The sequence below is a fragment of the Pseudomonas sp. NPDC089401 genome (assembly GCF_044749485.1).
In the GTDB taxonomy this organism is placed as follows: Bacteria; Pseudomonadota; Gammaproteobacteria; order Pseudomonadales; family Pseudomonadaceae; genus Aquipseudomonas.
Map to the genome: position 1 here is coordinate 111,245 of NZ_JBIVIA010000010.1, position 16,434 is coordinate 127,678.

General features: G+C 64.3%; 16 protein-coding genes and 1 pseudogene. 8 read left to right on the plus strand and 9 right to left on the minus strand.

What is annotated here, in order from left to right; genetic code table 11:
• Nucleotides 1–45 precede the first annotated feature (45 nt).
• A complete protein-coding gene (locus tag ACIP21_RS21810) occupies nucleotides 46–624 on the plus strand; it encodes a DJ-1/PfpI family protein (RefSeq protein ID WP_400691937.1) in 579 nt (192 codons plus the stop codon).
• A 44-nt stretch (nucleotides 625–668) separates the two neighbouring features.
• On the opposite strand, the gene ACIP21_RS21815 is transcribed toward ACIP21_RS21810, so the two are convergent.
• On the minus strand, nucleotides 669–1,067 hold the full coding sequence (locus ACIP21_RS21815; RefSeq protein ID WP_400691940.1) for a nuclear transport factor 2 family protein: 399 nt from the start codon (nucleotides 1,065–1,067) through the stop codon (nucleotides 669–671).
• 115 nt (nucleotides 1,068–1,182) lie between these two features.
• Between ACIP21_RS21815 and ACIP21_RS21820 the strand changes: the two genes are divergently transcribed.
• Together ACIP21_RS21820 and ACIP21_RS21825 are read left to right on the plus strand one after the other, a co-directional pair.
• Nucleotides 1,183–1,773, plus strand: a complete 591-nt coding sequence (locus tag ACIP21_RS21820) for a GNAT family N-acetyltransferase (RefSeq protein WP_400691943.1) — start codon at nucleotides 1,183–1,185, stop codon at nucleotides 1,771–1,773.
• Nucleotides 1,770–2,642 (plus strand): carbon-nitrogen hydrolase family protein, encoded by an 873-nt coding sequence (locus ACIP21_RS21825; RefSeq protein ID WP_400691946.1) that lies wholly within the window; start codon nucleotides 1,770–1,772, stop codon nucleotides 2,640–2,642. The genes ACIP21_RS21820 and ACIP21_RS21825 overlap by 4 nt, the downstream gene beginning before the upstream one ends.
• A 104-nt stretch (nucleotides 2,643–2,746) precedes the next feature.
• Here ACIP21_RS21825 and ACIP21_RS21830 read toward each other — a convergent pair whose 3' ends face one another.
• A complete protein-coding gene (locus tag ACIP21_RS21830; RefSeq protein ID WP_012274004.1) occupies nucleotides 2,747–4,270 on the minus strand; it encodes a fumarate hydratase in 1,524 nt (507 codons plus the stop codon).
• Nucleotides 4,271–4,520: 250 nt separating this feature from the next.
• On the opposite strand from ACIP21_RS21830, the gene ACIP21_RS21835 reads away from it, so the two are divergent.
• On the plus strand, nucleotides 4,521–5,441 hold the full coding sequence (locus ACIP21_RS21835; protein WP_400691948.1) for an iron-sulfur-binding ferredoxin reductase: 921 nt from the start codon (nucleotides 4,521–4,523) through the stop codon (nucleotides 5,439–5,441).
• A 117-nt stretch (nucleotides 5,442–5,558) separates the two neighbouring features.
• On the opposite strand, the gene pyk is transcribed toward ACIP21_RS21835, so the two are convergent.
• Complete coding sequence (pyk, locus tag ACIP21_RS21840) at nucleotides 5,559–7,013, minus strand: pyruvate kinase (RefSeq protein ID WP_400691950.1); 1,455 nt, start codon at nucleotides 7,011–7,013, stop codon at nucleotides 5,559–5,561.
• Between the two features lie 181 nt (nucleotides 7,014–7,194).
• On the opposite strand from pyk, the gene ACIP21_RS21845 reads away from it, so the two are divergent.
• The 3 genes from ACIP21_RS21845 to sbcB all read left to right on the plus strand — a co-directional run bounded on the left by ACIP21_RS21845 (nucleotide 7,195) and on the right by sbcB (nucleotide 9,558).
• Nucleotides 7,195–7,581: a tol-pal system YbgF family protein gene (locus ACIP21_RS21845; RefSeq protein WP_400691953.1), complete on the plus strand. Its 387-nt coding sequence runs from the start codon at nucleotides 7,195–7,197 to the stop codon at nucleotides 7,579–7,581.
• Between the two features lie 123 nt (nucleotides 7,582–7,704).
• The gene (locus ACIP21_RS21850) at nucleotides 7,705–8,064 is read left to right on the plus strand and encodes a PilZ domain-containing protein (protein WP_400691956.1); all 360 of its coding nucleotides are present in this window, start codon (nucleotides 7,705–7,707) and stop codon (nucleotides 8,062–8,064) included.
• Nucleotides 8,065–8,121: 57 nt separating this feature from the next.
• Entirely contained in the window at nucleotides 8,122–9,558 is a 1,437-nt protein-coding gene (gene sbcB / locus ACIP21_RS21855; RefSeq protein WP_400691959.1) for an exodeoxyribonuclease I, read from the plus strand.
• Nucleotides 9,559–9,627: 69 nt separating this feature from the next.
• Here the strand turns inward: sbcB and mvaT are convergent, their stop codons facing one another.
• Nucleotides 9,628–10,005: a histone-like nucleoid-structuring protein MvaT gene (gene mvaT / locus ACIP21_RS21860; protein ID WP_400691960.1), complete on the minus strand. Its 378-nt coding sequence runs from the start codon at nucleotides 10,003–10,005 to the stop codon at nucleotides 9,628–9,630.
• A 299-nt stretch (nucleotides 10,006–10,304) separates the two neighbouring features.
• On the opposite strand from mvaT, the gene purU reads away from it, so the two are divergent.
• Nucleotides 10,305–11,156, plus strand: coding sequence for a formyltetrahydrofolate deformylase (gene purU / locus ACIP21_RS21865; RefSeq protein WP_400691963.1), 852 nt, complete (start codon nucleotides 10,305–10,307; stop codon nucleotides 11,154–11,156).
• Nucleotides 11,157–11,399: 243 nt separating this feature from the next.
• Here the strand turns inward: purU and ACIP21_RS21870 are convergent, their stop codons facing one another.
• The 5 genes and pseudogenes from ACIP21_RS21870 to ACIP21_RS21890 form a co-directional block, all read right to left on the minus strand.
• Entirely contained in the window at nucleotides 11,400–12,392 is a 993-nt protein-coding gene (locus ACIP21_RS21870; RefSeq protein WP_400691966.1) for a lysylphosphatidylglycerol synthase transmembrane domain-containing protein, read from the minus strand.
• Complete coding sequence (locus ACIP21_RS21875; protein WP_400691969.1) at nucleotides 12,389–13,153, minus strand: DUF2334 domain-containing protein; 765 nt, start codon at nucleotides 13,151–13,153, stop codon at nucleotides 12,389–12,391. Before ACIP21_RS21875 ends, ACIP21_RS21870 begins: the two co-directional genes overlap by 4 nt.
• A complete protein-coding gene (locus ACIP21_RS21880) occupies nucleotides 13,146–14,267 on the minus strand; it encodes a glycosyltransferase family 4 protein (RefSeq protein ID WP_400691972.1) in 1,122 nt (373 codons plus the stop codon). The genes ACIP21_RS21875 and ACIP21_RS21880 overlap by 8 nt, the downstream gene beginning before the upstream one ends.
• A 192-nt stretch (nucleotides 14,268–14,459) precedes the next feature.
• Entirely contained in the window at nucleotides 14,460–15,224 is a 765-nt protein-coding gene (locus ACIP21_RS21885) for a methyl-accepting chemotaxis protein (RefSeq protein WP_400692242.1), read from the minus strand.
• 93 nt (nucleotides 15,225–15,317) lie between these two features.
• A pseudogene (locus ACIP21_RS21890) lies at nucleotides 15,318–16,334 on the minus strand (cache domain-containing protein); the annotation flags it as partial.
• Nucleotides 16,335–16,434 lie beyond the last annotated feature (100 nt).

Here is a 16,434-nt window from a genome sequence, read left to right on the forward strand (position 1 = left end):
CTATCGTGCTGTGACGGTTCACAGGCAAACGAGGGAGTGGGTGCGATGACGGCGAAGAAGATTCTGATGCTGGTGGGCGACTACGTCGAGGACTACGAGGCGATGGTGCCGTTCCAGGCCCTGAGCATGGTCGGCCACACGGTGCATGCGGTGTGCCCGGAAAAGGTCGCGGGGCAGACGGTGCGCACGGCGATCCATGATTTCGAGGGCGAGCAGACCTACAGCGAAAAGCCCGGGCACAACTTTGCCCTGAACTACGACTTCGTGCGGGTGCGTGCGGAGGAATATGACGCGTTGCTGATCCCGGGTGGTCGCGCACCGGAGTATCTGCGTTTGAATGAGCGGGTGCTGGAACTGGTGCGGGCGTTCGACAAGGTGGGCAAGCCGATCGCAGCGGTGTGCCATGGGGCGCAGCTGCTGGCGGCGGCGGGGGTGCTGGAGGGACGCGAGTGCAGTGCTTACCCGGCGTGCGCGCCGGAGGTGCGGCTGGCGGGTGGGAAATTCATCGATATCGCCGTGGACCAGGCGCATGTGGATGGCAACCTGGTCACCGCGCCGGCGTGGCCTGCGCATCCGGCGTGGCTGGCGGCCTTCCTCAAAGTGCTGGGCACCCGGATCGCCTGACCTGGCCTCTTCGCGGGCTTGCCCGCGAAGAGGCCGGAACAGGCTTACTCGACCTGCTCGACCCAGTCATTGAGGTTGTAGTAGTTGGTGACCCGGGCGATCTTCCCGCAATGGATGTAGAAGAACGCCCCCGCCGGCAGCACATAGGTCTGCCCCTCGGCCGCCGGCAACCCTTCGTCATCCGCCAGGTACTCGCCATGCACGGTGAATTCGGCCGCCGCGCGGCTGCCGTCGGCATTCTGCATCACCACGATATCGGCCAGGCGTTCGCGGTAGCAGCGGTTCATCTTGTCCATGAACGCAGCGAACCTGGCCTTGCCCATCTGCCGCTCGCCCTGGTTGATGTCGTGGATCACGTCCTCGCTGAGCAGTGCCAGGAAGGCCGGCATGTCCCCGGCATTGAAGGCGGCGTAGTAAGCATTTACCAGTTCGGTAGCGGTCATGGAACAATACCTGTCGTGTAGGGAAAAGGCGGTGCGTTGCCTCGGATGATAGGGTTTCCCCTCAAGCCCGGCTTAGCCGAGCGCGTCATCCACATCGACAAAACGACCGCCAAGCATGGAAATACGCCTGTTGCACGGCGCCGCTATTGCGCCTTACATCGATGACCTCGCGCGCCTGCGCCTGACCGTGTTCCGCGAGTTCCCCTACCTCTACGACGGCACCCCGGAGTACGAGGCCGACTACCTGGCCAGCTATGCCCGCTCCGGGCGCAGCCTGGTGGTGCTGGCCCTGGACGACGGCCAGGTGATCGGCGCCTCGACCGGCCTGCCACTGGTGGACGTGGCGCCGGCGTTCCAGCAACCATTCCTGGCCCAGGGGCGCGACCCGGCCAGCGTCTACTACTTCGGCGAATCGCTGGTGCTGCCGGAGTACCGCGGCCGTGGCCTGGGTGTGCGTTTCTTCATCGAACGCGAGTCCTATGCCCACAAGCTGGCCGAATTCGACTTCTGCGCGTTCTGCGCCGTCGAGCGACCCGGGGTTCACCCGCGGCGTCCTGCGGACTACAAGCCGTTGCACGGTTTCTGGCGCAATCGCGGTTTCCTGCACGATCCCTCGCTGCGCACGAGCTACGCCTGGCGCGACCTGGATGAGCAGGAAAGTTCGGACAAGATCATGTCGTTCTGGACCAAGGAACTGCCGATTTGATCCGCCTCGCGGCCTGCCAGTACGCCATCGAGCTGCATGAAACCTGGGATGCCTACGCCGACCACCTGCAAGGCCTGTGCGCCGAGGCGGTGGCGGCAGGGGCCCGGTTGCTGCTGCTGCCGGAATACGCCGGGCTGGTGCTCAGTGGCCAGTTGCCGGTCGAGCAGCGCAGCGATCTCAAGGGTTCGATCGCCGGCATCCAGCCGTTGATCGAGCCGTGGTTGGCGCTGTGCGAGGGCATCGCCCGGCGCTGGGGCATCCTTCTGCAGCCGGGCAGCATGCCCGTGCTGGACCGCGATGGCCACTACCGCAACCGAGCCTGGCTGTTCGGCCCCAACGGGCTGATCGGGCACCAGGACAAGCTGATGATGACCCGCTTCGAGCGTGAACACTGGGGCATTGCCGCAGGCGAGGGCTTGCAGGTGTTCGACACCGAGCTGGGGCGCGTCGGGATCCTGATCTGCTACGACAATGAGTTCCCGATGTTGGCCCGGCGTCTGGCCGAGGGCGGCGCCGACCTGATCCTGGCGCCGAGCTGCACCGATACCGAAGCGGGTTATCACCGGGTACGCATCGGTGCCCAGGCGCGGGCGCTGGAGAACCAGATTGCAGTGTTGCAGAGCCCGACGGTGGGGCTGGCGCCCTGGTCGCCGGCGCTGGACGAGAATATCGGCCGGGCAGGGCTGTTCGTGCCGCCGGATCGCGGGATGCCGGAGGATGGGGTGGTGGCGTTGAGCGAGGCGTTGAGCCCTTTGGGCAGCCAGTGGCTGGTGTGCGAGGTGGATCTTGAGGACGTTAGGCGGGTGAGGCAGGAAGGGCAGGTGTTTACCCGCAGGGACTGGCCGGAGCAGTTTTACAGAATGATGTAGAACCGTTGCGACCTCTTCGCGGGTAAACCCGCTCCCACAGGAGGATTGCGATCCCTTGTGGGAGCGGGTTTACCCGCGAAGCAGGCGCCGCGGTTAAAGCAGGCTTACTTCACTTCGACTGCCAGGCTCTGGGCAATCTTGCTCTGCCACAGGGCTGGGCCAGTGATGTGTACCGATTCGCCGTTGCTGTCTACAGCCACGGTCACCGGCATGTCCTTGACCTCGAACTCGTAGATCGCTTCCATGCCCAGCTCGGCGAAGGCCAGGACCTTCGACTTGCGGATCGCCTGGGCCACCAGGTAGGCGGCGCCGCCGACGGCCATCAGGTACACGGCCTTGTTGTCCTTGATCGCTTCGATGGCGGTCGGGCCACGCTCGGACTTGCCGATCATGCCCAGCAGGCCGGTCTGCTCGAGGATCTGGCGGGTGAACTTGTCCATGCGGGTGGCGGTGGTCGGGCCGGCAGGGCCTACCACTTCGTCACCGACCGGGTCGACCGGGCCGACGTAGTAGATGAAGCGGCCCTTGAGGTCGACCGGCAGTTCTTCACCGCGGTTGAGCATCTCGACCATGCGCTTGTGCGCGGCGTCGCGACCGGTGAGCATCTTGCCGTTGAGCAGGATGGTCTCGCCCGGTTTCCAGCTGGCGACTTCCTCGGGGGTGATGTCGTCGAGGTTGACGCGGCGGGCGCTCGGGCCGGCTTCCCAGACGATTTCCGGGTAGGCGTCCAGCGACGGCGCTTCCAGCTCGGCCGGGCCGGAGCCGTCGAGCACGAAGTGGGCGTGGCGGGTGGCGGCGCAGTTGGGGATCATGCACACCGGCAAGGAAGCGGCGTGGGTCGGGTAGTCCATGATCTTGACGTCGAGCACGGTGGTCAGGCCGCCCAGGCCCTGGGCGCCGATGCCCAGCTGGTTGACCTTCTCGAACAGCTCCAGGCGGATCTCTTCGAGGCGGTTCTGCGGGCCACGGGCCTTGAGCTCATGGATGTCGATGGATTCCATCAACACTTCCTTGGCCATCACCGCGGCCTTCTCGGCGGTACCGCCGATGCCGATGCCGAGCATGCCAGGCGGGCACCAGCCAGCGCCCATGGTCGGCACGGTCTTGAGTACCCAGTCGACGATCGAGTCGGACGGGTTGAGCATGGCCATTTTCGACTTGTTCTCGGAACCGCCGCCCTTGGCTGCGACATCCACTTCGACCTTGTCGCCGGGGACGATCGAGTAGTGGATGACTGCCGGGGTGTTGTCCTTGGTGTTCTTGCGGGCACCGGCCGGGTCGGCCAGGATCGAGGCGCGCAGGACGTTCTCAGGCAAGTTGTAGGCGCGACGCACACCTTCGTTGATCATGTCGTCGACGCTCAGGGTGGCGCCGTCCCAGCGCACGTCCATGCCTACACGGACGAACACGGTGACGATGCCGGTGTCCTGGCAGATCGGGCGGTGGCCGGTGGCGCACATGCGCGAGTTGATCAGGATCTGGGCGATCGAGTCGCGCGCGGCAGGCGACTCTTCACGCAGGTAGGCCTCGTGCATCGCCTGGATGAAGTCGACGGGGTGGTAGTACGAAATGAATTGCAGGGCGTCGGCGACGCTCTGAATCAGGTCGTCTTGCTTGATCACGGTCATGCAGCGCGCTCCTCTTAAAGACGGGAACATTCGTAAAGGCCCTTCGACACTGCACACCGTTGTGTCGAAACGCCTGGCAAGGCGTCGGCAGGTCAGGCCGACGTAAAAAGGCGCGGCAGTATAGCGCGCCTGTGGCGGCGAAACACCTGCGCGTGGTCTGGACCATGGTCGGCAGCTGACGGGCATCCTTTTTGCTGCCGATGCGCGCTTGGCATACAGTGACCCGATGATCGATGGAGAAAGACCGACCATGCCCGAACTTTGCGTGGGCGAACGCCGCTGGGCAGTGCCGACCGGCAGCAACCTGCTCGATGCCTTGAACGAGGCCGGGCTCAATGTGCCCTACAGCTGCCGTGCCGGCAGTTGCCATGCCTGCCTGGTGCATTGCCAGGCCGGGCAGCCGGTGGATGCCTTGCCCGAGGCCCTGGCGCTGGACAAGCATGCCCAGGGCTGGCGCCTGGCCTGCCAGTGCCGGGTGGTCGAGGACCTGCGCGTGGCGGTGTTCGAACCGAAACAGGATGGCGTGCCGGCGCGGGTGTGTGCAGTGGACTGGTTTGCTGACGTTTTGCGTGTGCGCCTGAAGCCCGACCGGGCCCTGCGCTATCAGGCTGGGCAGCACGTGGTGCTGTGGCTGGGGACGGTGGCCCGGCCTTATTCCCTGGCCAGCCTGCCGGGAGAGGATGACTGTCTCGAGTTTCACATCGACTGCCAGCGGCCGGGCGCGTTCTGCGACCTTGTACGTGGCTTGCAGGTCGGCGATGAGATACGCCTTGGCGAATTTCGTGGCGGGGCTTTGCATTACGAACTGGACTGGCAGGATCGGCCGCTGTGGTTGCTGGCGGCGGGGACTGGGCTGGCACCGTTGTGGGGCATTCTGCGCGAGGCGTTGCGCCAGGGGCATCGGGGGGAGATCCGGGTGGTGCATGTGGCGCGCGATGGCGCAGGGCATTATCTGGCCGGGCCATTGCGTGAAATGGCCGGAGTGAACGTCGAGTTGGTCTTGGCGGATCGGATGGATGAGGCGCTGGCGGGGTTGCGGCCGTCATCGCGGCAGACGGTGGCACTGGTGTGCGGCGGTGCGGGGAGTGTCGAGCGGTTTGCCCGGCGGCTGTTCATTGCCGGGGTGCCGCGGGGGCAGGTGTTTGCCGATGTGTTCGTTGAACATGCCTGAGGCAGGTGTGGCAAGTGCCGGCCTCATCGCGACCAACGGTCGCTCCTACAGGAATTGCGATGCCCTGTAGGAGCGGCCTTGTGTCGCGAAAGGGCCGCAAAGCGGCCCCAGGGGCCATCAACCGACCAGCGGATCACCCACGTGCAGGATCTTCATGCCGTTGGTGCCACCGATGGTGTGGTAGCTGTCACCCTTGGTCAGGATCACCCAGTCACCTTGCTCCACCAGGCCGCGCTTGAGCAGCTCGTCGACGGCCGCCTGGCTGACCTTGTCGGCCGGCAGCGAGGCCGGGTCGAAGGCGATCGGGTAGACGCCGCGGAACATGTTGGCACGGGCCTGGGTGGCACGGTGCGGCGACAGGGCGAAGATCGGCACGTGCGAACGCAGGCGCGACATGATCAGCGGGGTGTAGCCGCTCTCGGTCAGGGCGATGATCGCCTTCACGCCCGGGAAGTGGTTGGCCGTGTACATGGCCGCCAGGGCGATGCTTTCGTCGCAGCGCTCGAAGGTGGTGTGCAGGCGGTGGCTGGACTTCTGGCTGGTCGGGTGCTTCTCGGCGCCCGAGCAGATACGCGCCATGGCCTGCACGGCTTCGATCGGGTAGGAACCGGCGGCGCTTTCGGCCGACAGCATCACCGCATCGGTGTTGTCGAGCACGGCGTTGGCCACGTCGGACACTTCGGCGCGGGTCGGCATCGGGTTCTGGATCATCGACTCCATCATCTGGGTCGCCACGATCACCGCCTTGTTGTTGCGGCGGGCGTGCTGGATGATCTTCTTCTGGATGGCGATCAGCTCGGCGTCGCCGATTTCCACGCCCAGGTCGCCACGGGCAACCATCACCGCGTCGGAGGCGAGGATCAGCTGGTCGAGGGTCTCGTCGTCGGCCACCGCTTCGGCGCGTTCGATCTTGGCCACCAGCCAGGCGCTGCCGCCGGCTTCGTCACGCAGCTTGCGGGCGTATTCCATGTCGCTGGCGTCACGCGGGAACGACACGGCCAGGTAGTCCAGGTCCATTTCCGCGGCCAGCTTGATGTCGGCCTTGTCTTTCTCGGTCAGGGCCGGTGCGGTCAGGCCGCCACCCTTGCGGTTGATGCCTTTGTGGTCCGACAGCGGGCCGCCGATCAGCACCACGCAGTGCAGGGCGTCGGTGGTGGCGGTTTCGACGCGCATGACCACGCGGCCGTCGTCGAGCAGCAGCTCGTCACCGACGCCGCAGTCCTTGACCAGGTCCGGGTAGTCGATGCCGACGATGTCCTGGTTGCCTTCGGTCAGCGGGTGGGCGGTGGAGAAGGTGAACTTGTCACCGACTTTCAGTTCTATGCGCTTGTTGCTGAATTTGGCGATGCGGATCTTCGGACCCTGCAGGTCGCCCAGCAGCGCGACATGGCGGCCGTTCTTGGCGGCGATGTCACGGATCAGGCGGGCGCGGGCCTTGTGCTCGTCCGGAGTGCCGTGGGAGAAGTTCAGGCGCGCCACGTCCAGGCCGGCGAGGATCAGCTGTTCGATCACTTCCGGCGAGTTGCTGGCGGGGCCAAGGGTGGCGACGATTTTGGTACGGCGGATGGTCATGCACAGACTCCTATAGTGAAGCGCAGCGAAAGGCTACTCCTCAATTGCGCTGTAGTCATTGTTCCGTTGCACTACCTGCGACCCTCGCAGGGTGGCATTTGAACGGGCCGGGGTATCCTTGCAAAAGGCTGTGAAGATTTGCCTGTGCCGGCCGATACCCTGGCATCAAAGGAGACTCCCCATGCGCGCCCTTATCGTTATCGCCCTGGCGGTCAGCACTGTCGGCTGCACCCGCTGGTCCATGGACCACCACCTGAACAATGCCTACCGCGCCTATGACCGCGGCGATTGCCAGCGGGTCATGCTCGAGCTGTCGCAGGTCGACCGGGCCAGCCGTTCGCGGCCGTTCATCCACCCGGAGGTGTCGCTCTTGCGTGGCCAGTGCCTGGAGCGCGACATGCTCTACGTGGATGCCGCACAGACCTACGAGTACCTGATCCGCCAGTACCCGGGCAACGAATATGCGTACCGCGCCAAGGCGCGCCTGCAGACCCTGGAGAAGCTTGGCCACTACCGTGGCGGCGAGGCGGCGGTGGCCAACCCGGTGAATACCCCCACTTGGCGTTAACACCAAGGTGTGTTTTATTTCACGGGATTTGCCGCGCAGGCTGCGCTAATCTGTAAAACAGCTGTTACAAAAACTGCCAGTACCACGTATTCCTGGCCCCGGATACGGACTGCACTCGCGACCATGTTTACCCCGCGCCATATCGAACGCCACCAGTTGCCTTGCGTGCTCAAGGTCTACAACCGTTTCACCGGTCAGGCGATCGGGCAGTTGGGTAATGCCTCCGAAGACGGGCTGATGCTGATCAGCTCGCTGCCGGTGCTGGTCGGGCCGGATTTCGAACTGCAACTGCGCCTGCCGTTGAACGGTGGCGGTTTTCAGTTCATCAACCTGACCGCCAGTTGCCTGTGGTGCCGCGAGGACCAGACGCCGGGCCATTACGACTCCGGCTTCATGCTGCTGCAGGCCCCGCGCGAGTACGACGAATTCGTCCGTTCGTTGCGCGACTATTTCAGTTTCCACCCCGCTAACGCCTCTGCCTGAACCCCTCTTCAAGCTCGGCTTGCTAGAATCCGCTCGACCTCGAAACAGGACGACCCCGTGACTTCCAGCATTTTCTGGCACGACTACGAAACCACCGGCATCAATCCACGCAGCGACCGCCCCTTGCAGGTGGCCGGTGTGCGCACCGACTTCGACCTCAACGAGATCGAGGCGCCGATCAGCCTCTATTGCCGCCCCAGTGACGATATTCTGCCGCACCCGGCCGCCTGCCTGGTCACCGGTATCACCCCGCAGCAGCTCGCCACCCAGGGGCTGTGCGAGGCGGAGTTCATGACCCGTGTGCATGAGCAGCTGGCACGCCCCGGCACCTGTGGCGCGGGTTACAACACCCTGCGCTTCGACGACGAAGTGACCCGCTACAGCCTCTACCGCAACTTCTTCGACCCCTACGCCCGTGAATGGCAGGGCGGCAACAGCCGCTGGGACTTGATCGATATCGTGCGCACGGCGTACGCCTTGCGCCCGGAAGGCATCAACTGGCCACAGCAGGATGGGCGTACCAGCCTGCGCCTGGAACTGCTCAGCAAGGCCAATGGCATCGACCACGGCCATGCCCACGAGGCACTTTCCGACGTGCGGGCGACCATCGCCCTGGCGCGCCTGATTCGCCACAGGCAACCCAAGTTGTATGACTGGCTGTTCCAGTTGCGCAGCAAGCACAAAGTGATGGAACAGATTCGCCTGTTGCAACCGCTGGTGCATATATCCGGGCGTTTTTCTGCGGCGCGTAGTTACCTGGGAGTGGTCTTGCCATTGGCCTGGCATCCACGCAATCGCAACGCACTGATTGTGTGTGACCTGCATCAGGAAACCCTACCCTTGATAAGGGAAAGTGCCGAGGTGTTGCGCGAGCGCTTGTATACCCGGCATGACCAATTATCCGAGGGGCAATTACCGGTGCCACTGAAGTTGGTGCAGATCAACCGTTGCCCGGTGCTTGCGCCGCTCTCGGTATTACGCCCGGCAGATCAGCAGCGGTTGGCTATCGATTTGCCGTTGTTGCAATCACGCGGCGAGGCCCTGGCCAACCGGCAAGAGGACTGGCAGGAAAAGCTGGCAGTTATCTACGGCAAGGAAGACTTTGCTCCGAGTGAAGACCCGGAACAACAGCTGTATGACGGTTTTATCGGCGACCGCGACCGGCGTCTGTGCGAGCAAGTTCGCACGCAGGACCCGGCACACTTGGGCCAGGGGCATTGGATGTTCGATGATCCGCGCCTGCCGGAGTTGTTGTTCCGCTACCGCGCGCGCAACTTCCCGGAAACCTTGAACAACGAAGAGCGCCAGCGCTGGTTCGGCTTCTGCCAGCAACGCCTGAGCGATCCGCAGTGGGGCGCGCCGAATACCCTGGGCGATTTCGAACAGGCCCGCCAGAGCGCCTGGGCCAATGCCGACGAGGCAGGGCGCCAGGTATTGGATGCATGGCAGGCACAGGCGCGGCAACTGGCCGAGCGATATGCCATCAATGTTTGAATGAACAAACAACAACGCCGGCATCGATGCCGGCGTTGTTGTTTCAACTCGCGGAGCGCGCGTGGACTATCAGTCCAGCAGCGTGGCCCAGCTTTCAACCACGTCACCACCCCATTTGGCTTTCCATTCTTTCAGGGTCTTGTGGTTGCCGCCTTTGGTTTCGATCACTTCACCGTTGTGCGGGTTCTTGTATTGCTTGACCTTGCGCGCGCGCTTGGTGGCAACGGGTTTGGCCGCACCACGTGGCGCCTTGCTCAGTTTCGACTCAGGGTCGAGCAGGGCGATGACGTCGCGCAGCGACTTCGAGTATTCGCCCATCAGGGTGCGCAGTTTGCCTTCGAACTCCAGTTCTTTCTTCAGCTTGTCATCCTGCGACAGGTTGGCCAGGCGGGTCTGAAGTTCCTTGATGGCTTCTTCGGTGGCGCGGTATTCGTTGATCAGGGACATGGAGTGTTCCTTGTTACGTGTTCGGGGAATGTGTTGGGGGCAATAATAGACAGACGATACTCCCAAGTAAACCAATTAATCAGGTCATTAACTGTTAATAAGCATGTGACAAAATATCTCAAGGTTAAAAAAATTTTACATTTGACCCTGTACTTTGTCCGGTCAGCCATCTGGTAGTAGCGGGATACCGCCGCATCATCCTGTGCCGGCCTTTGCCGACCGGCTGGCGTAATGATTACTGCGTTTTTCCGGGCGGGCCGCTAGAATGAGCGCCTTTGCGAAGTTCTGGAGTCTTATTCATGCGCACCTATCGTCTGGTGATCGCCTGCCCCGACCGTGTTGGCATCGTGGCGAAAGTCAGTAATTTCCTGGCCCTGTACAACGGCTGGATCAACGAAGCCAGCCACCACTCCGATGAACAGAGTGGCTGGTTCTTCATGCGCCATGAAATCCGCGCCGAATCGCTGCCGTTCGGTATCGAGGCGTTCCGCGAGGCATTCGCGCCAATCGCCGAAGAGTTCTCCATGACCTGGCGCATCACCGACTCGGCGCAGAAAAAGCGCGTGGTGCTGATGGCCAGCCGCGAATCCCACTGCCTGGCCGACCTGCTGCACCGCTTCCACACCGACGAGCTGGATTGCGAGATCCCTTGCGTGATCTCCAACCACAACGACCTGCGCAGCATGGTCGAATGGCACGGTATTCCGTTCTTCCACGTACCGGTCGACCCCAAGGACAAGGCGCCGGCCTTCGCCGAAGTGTCGCGCCTGGTGCAGGAGCACGCAGCCGACGTGGTGGTGCTGGCGCGCTACATGCAGATCTTGCCACCGCAGCTGTGCCAGGACTATGCCGAAAAGGTCATCAACATCCACCACAGCTTCCTGCCGTCGTTCGTCGGTGCCAAGCCGTATCACCAGGCTGCGCTGCGTGGCGTGAAGCTGATCGGCGCGACCTGCCACTACGTCACCGAAGAGCTGGATGCCGGCCCGATCATCGAACAGGACGTGGTGCGAGTCAGCCATGCCGACAGCATCGAAGACATGGTGCGCTTCGGCCGTGATGTGGAGAAGATGGTGCTGGCCCGTGGCCTGCGTTACCACCTGGAAGACCGCGTGCTGGTGCACGGCAACAAGACCGTCGTCTTCGATTGATATCGGATGCGGCTGCTCTTTCGCGACACAAGGGATGCATGTAGGAGCGGCCTTGCGTCGCGAAAGGGGCGCAGAGCGCCCCCGGCAATCTCGAAGGAAACACCATGTCCAGGCCGCGCAACAAACCGACCGCTTCCCCCCCACCCACCCTGGGCGAAGGTTGCCTCGCCCGCTACGACCCCGAAGCCCTGGGCGACGAGGACGGCACCGACTTCCCCGATGCCGCCGAGCTCTGGCGCCAGCTCAACCCGCCTGACGCCGCCAGCGCGCCAGCAACGGACGCGCCAGCAGGCAGACGAACACCGGCCCGCCCGCCAGCAGATAAAAGTAGTAGGTGACCGCGCGCCAGATCAGTATCGCTGCAGCTGCGGTGGGACTGCCCACCATCGGCGCCAGCAGGCTGGCCGAGGTCAGCTCGGCAGCCCCGGCACCACCTGGCAGCAGGCTGAACTGCCCGGCGCTGAGCGAGAGCATCTGCACCAGGAAGCTGGGGATCCACGCCAGTTCCACCCCCAATCCCTGCAACACCAGGTACAGCACGCTGTAGCGCAGGCCCCAGTGTGCGCAGGTGAGGCTGAACACCAGCGCCAGGGTGCGCCTGGGCAGGCGCCAGGTCTGGGCCAGGGCATCGATGAAGTGCAGTAGCTTGCGCGCCCAGCGTCGCCTGCGTAGCGCCGACATGCCCAGGCGGCGCAGCACCTGCCCGTTGAAGCGCATCATCGCGCGCCTGTAGCGCATCAGCATCAGCACCAGGGCCAGGGCCGAGCACAGCAGCAGGGCGCTGCCGAGCAGCAGGCCTTCCTGGCTTCGGCCCAGGCTGTGGAACAGCGCATAGCCGGCGATTGCCAGCATCGCGCAGAAGAAGAACAGCAGGTCGTTCAACTGGTCCATGGCGAACACTGCGCCACTGCGCGCCGGGCCGATGCGTTCGCGGGCGAGCAGGGTCATCAGCGTCAGTGGTCCGCCGCTGCCGCCGGGGGTGGTGCAGATGGCGAACTCGGTGGCCATCACCACGCCCAGGCTGCGCACGCGGCCCAGGGTGGCGCCGTGCTGGCCCAGCAGGAGGCGCAGGCGCAGGGCGTTGATCACCCAGCACAGCACGATCATGCCCAGCAGGGTCAGCAGCAGGCCGGTATCGAAGGCCATGAGTCGGGGCAGCAGCTCGCTGCCACCCAGCCAGGCGGGCACCAGCGCGGCGCCCAGCAGGGCCAGGGCCAGCCAGGCGAAGCGGGTCATGCCAGCACCTGGCGCTCCAGCCAGGCCGACTTGGTCAATGGCTCACGGCCTTGCAGCAACAGCTGGTCGAGGGTGCGCAGCCAGTAGTCGCGCGACGAGCGGTGGCGCATGTCCACCGGGTGCAGGCCCAGGCGCAGGGTTTCGGCGCTGCGCCAGCGCTGACACTGCCAGTCGCAGACCACCCGCGACAGGCCACGACGCCAGGCACTGCGGGCGCTCCAGACCAGCCCTGGGGCGTCGTATGCGCTGAAGTCCGGCAGCCGGTACAGGTGCCGGGGTGTACTGGTGTAGCGCAAGGGCAATTGGCGCAACGCTTCGCGAGTGCCTTGGCTCATCAACCAGCCCGGGGCGACGAAGCCCGCGACTGGCCAGCCCTGGCCGTCGAACAGCGCCAGGCCCTGTTCCAGGCGTTGCAAGGCTCGGCGCTGGTCGAGGGTGTAGAACTCGCCTTCATGGGTGTAGACCCGGCGCATGAAGTACTCGCCCAGGCTGCGCGGCGGCGGCCCGTCATCGGCATGGTAGAAACCGTGCAGTGCCAGTTCGTCGCCACGGGCAAGGCGCCGTTCGAGCAGTCGGCAGAAGGTCGGCGAGCGGGCCAGCGGGTTGCGGTGGTGGAAGTCCGGCACCACCAGCCAGGTCATCGGCACGTTGCCGATGGCGTCCACGGCCTGGACGAAGGGCTGGTAGTCCGGCCAGGTCTCCGGCGCGATGTCGTGCAGCACCAGCATCAGGCTGCCCGTCGCGCTGGCGGCCTCAGCCATGGGCGCGCACCCGCGTGCAATGGCCGAGCACGCCCTCGTAGTGCTGCAGCAGGCCGTTGACCACGCTGTCCCACGAATAGTGTTGCTCGACATGACGACGGGCCTGGCTGCCGAGTTGACGTACACCGGCCTCGAACGCCTCGTGCACGGCAGCGGCCATGGCCCGGCCATCGTTCGGCGGGCACAGGCGGCCACAGCGTGCGTCGACGATCTCGCCAAACGCCCCGGCCCGCACCGCCACCACCGGGGTGGCACTGGCCATGGCTTCGAGGATGACCAGGCCGAAGGTTTCCTGGTCGCCGGCGTGCACCAGCAGGTCGGCGCTGGCCATCAGCCGGGCGACCTCCAGGGGCGGGCGGAACTGGTCGATGACGCTGACATTGTCGGGCACGCCGGCTGGCATGTTCGAGCCGACCAGCAGCAGGTGGTAGGGCTGGCCGAGCCGCTGCATGCAGTCGAGCAGCACCGGCAGGTTCTTTTCCCGCGAGCCGCGCCCGGCGTAGATGAGCAGCCGGCTGGTATCCGGGATGCTCAACTGCGCCCGCAGTTGCGGGTCGCGTCGTGCAGGGTTGAAGGTGTCCAGGTCGACCCCCAAGCGCTGCACGTGCACGTCGCGCACCCCGAGGCGGCGCAGCTTGTCGGCCATCACCTGGCTGGGCGCCAGCACACGGTCGAAATTGCCGTACAGCTTGCTGACGTAGGCCTCGACATTGGGCGTGAACCAGTTGCCCATGCGGTTGCCCACCAGCAGCGGCAGGTCCGAGTGGTAGAAACCGATCACCGGCACGTCCAGCTTGCGCCGGGCTTCGAGGGCGGCCCAGGCGGTGAGGTAAGGGTCGCCGACTTCGATCAGGTCGGGTTCGAGCTGGCGCAGCACATTGCACCAGGGCGCCAGGCGTACGGGGAAGCGATAGCCCTTGCCGAAGGGCAGGGGTGGGGCGGGGACTTCGTGGATACCGTCGGTGTGGCGGGCGCTGGCGCCGGGGATCAGCAGGCTGTGGCGCACGCCGGGGAGGGCGTGGAGGCGATGGTGCTTGGCATCGAGGTACGTGCGCACGCCGCCGCTGGCCGGGGCATAGAACATGGTGATGTCAGCGATGTGCACGATCAGCATCCCTCCGGGATCGTCTTCGGGTGTGTCATCTGGTGATGACGCGCCTAAAGGTTGACCTTTCTGAAGGATAGATTGTTCGATCGGAGTTCGGCGGGAGGGCGGTGCTGGGTTCTTCGCGGGTAAACCCGCTCCTACAGGGATTTGCGTTCCCTGTGGGAGCGGGTTTACCCGCGAAGCAGGCGGTGCGTCAGGTCAGATGCGGAAGCTGCCGACCAGCTGCTTCAGGCGGCTGGCCTGCTGTTCCAGGTCCGAGCACGCGCGCAGGGTCGCCTGCAGGTTCTCGACGCCTTCCTGGTTGAGCATGTTGATCTCGTTGATGTCCATGTTGATCGAGTCGACCACGGCGGTCTGCTCTTCGGTGGCGGTGGCCACCGACTGGTTCATGCCGTCGATCTCGCCGATGCGCACGGTCACGCTGTCCAGGCGCTCGCCGGCCTGGTTGGCGATGGCCATGCTGTCCTGGCTGTGGCGCTGGCTCTGGCCCATGGTGTCGACCGACTCGCGGGCGCCGACCTGCAACTCTTCGATCATGCCCTGTACCTGCTGCGCCGACTCCTGGGTGCGGTGCGCCAGGTTGCGCACTTCGTCGGCGACCACGGCGAAACCACGGCCGGCTTCACCGGCGCGGGCGGCCTCGATTGCAGCGTTCAGCGCCAGCAGGTTGGTCTGCTGGGAAATGCTGGTGATCACCTCGAGGATCTGGCCGATGTTCACGGTCTTGCTGTTGAGCGTCTCGATGTGCGCGCTCGAGGTGACGATCAGGTCGGACAGACGGTTCATCGCCGCGATGTTGCGTTCCACCACCTGCTGGCCCTCTTCCGCCAGCAGGCGGGCGGAGCTGGCGTGCTGCGAGGCCTGGGCGGCATTGCCGGCGATTTCCTGGGCGGCGGCGCCCAGTTCGTTGATGGCGGCGGCCACACTGTTGGTGCGGTTGGACTGTTCGTCGGAGTTGCTCATCGACGAGTTCGAGGCGCTGATCACCCGCAGCGCCACCTCGTTGACCTGCTCGGTGGCCGAGGAGACTTCGCGGATCGAGCCGTGGATGCGCTCGACGAAGCGGTTGAAGGCCTTGCCGAGGATGCCGAATTCATCGTGGTTGTGGATGCTCAGGCGCTTGGTCAGGTCGCCTTCGCCTTCGGCGATGTCTTCCATGGCGCGGGTCATGGTGTGCAAGGGCTGCATCAGCACCCGGATCAGCAGGCCGAGCAGGCCGATGATGATCACCACCGCCACCACCGTGGCGATGATCGCCGATGTGCGGAAGGTGCTGAGCATGGCGAAGGCCTTGTCCTTGTCCACCGACAGGCCGATGTACCAGTTGGCCGACGGCAGGCCTTCGATCGGGGTGAAGGTCAGCAGGCGGGCCTGGCCGTTGCTGTCGACTTCGGTCAGCTCACCGGACAGTTTCGGCGTGTGCTGGGGGAACAGGTCCGATAGCGACTTCATCACCAGGGCCTTGTCCGGGTGGACCAGGATCTTGCCCTGGTCGTTGACCAGGAAGGCGTAGCCCATGCCGCCGAAGTTCAGCGAGTTGATGATCTGCACCAGGCCGTCCAGGGACAGGTCGCCGCCGACCACGCCGACGTTGCCCGATACCTTGCTGAGGATGCCGATGACCATCTTGTTGGTGGTCATGTCGATGTACGGTTCGGTGAGGATCGCGCCCTGGGCATTCATGCCGTCCTTGTACCAGGGACGGGTGCGCGGGTCGTAGCCGTCGGGCATCTTCGCATCGGGGCGCACGCTGAAGCCGCCATCGACCTTGCCCAGGTACACGGTCAGGAAGCTGGAGATCAGCGCGTTCTGGCCCATCAGGGTTTCGGCGTTGGCCGGTTGCTGGGCGATGTTCTGCGCCAGGTTTTCCACCAGCTTGATGCGGCCGTCGAAAAGATTGCGGATATTGGTTGAAGTGGATTCGCCCATTTCAGCCAGATAATTCTCCAGATCCTGGCGGATCGCATTACGCTGGAGGTAATCGTTGTAAAGGGTGAAAAGGCTGAAGGCGAGTATCACGATCAGTGAAGCTGCCAAAAGTATCTTGTGGCTGAAACGAAGGCTTTTGTTCATGGCGTAATCGGTTCCGCTAAGGTTTTTATCGGGCGTTCGCACAAGTAGCGCTGCAAACAGTGCAACATCCCGAAAAATCCTTTTTCGGTTGTTCCTGTCT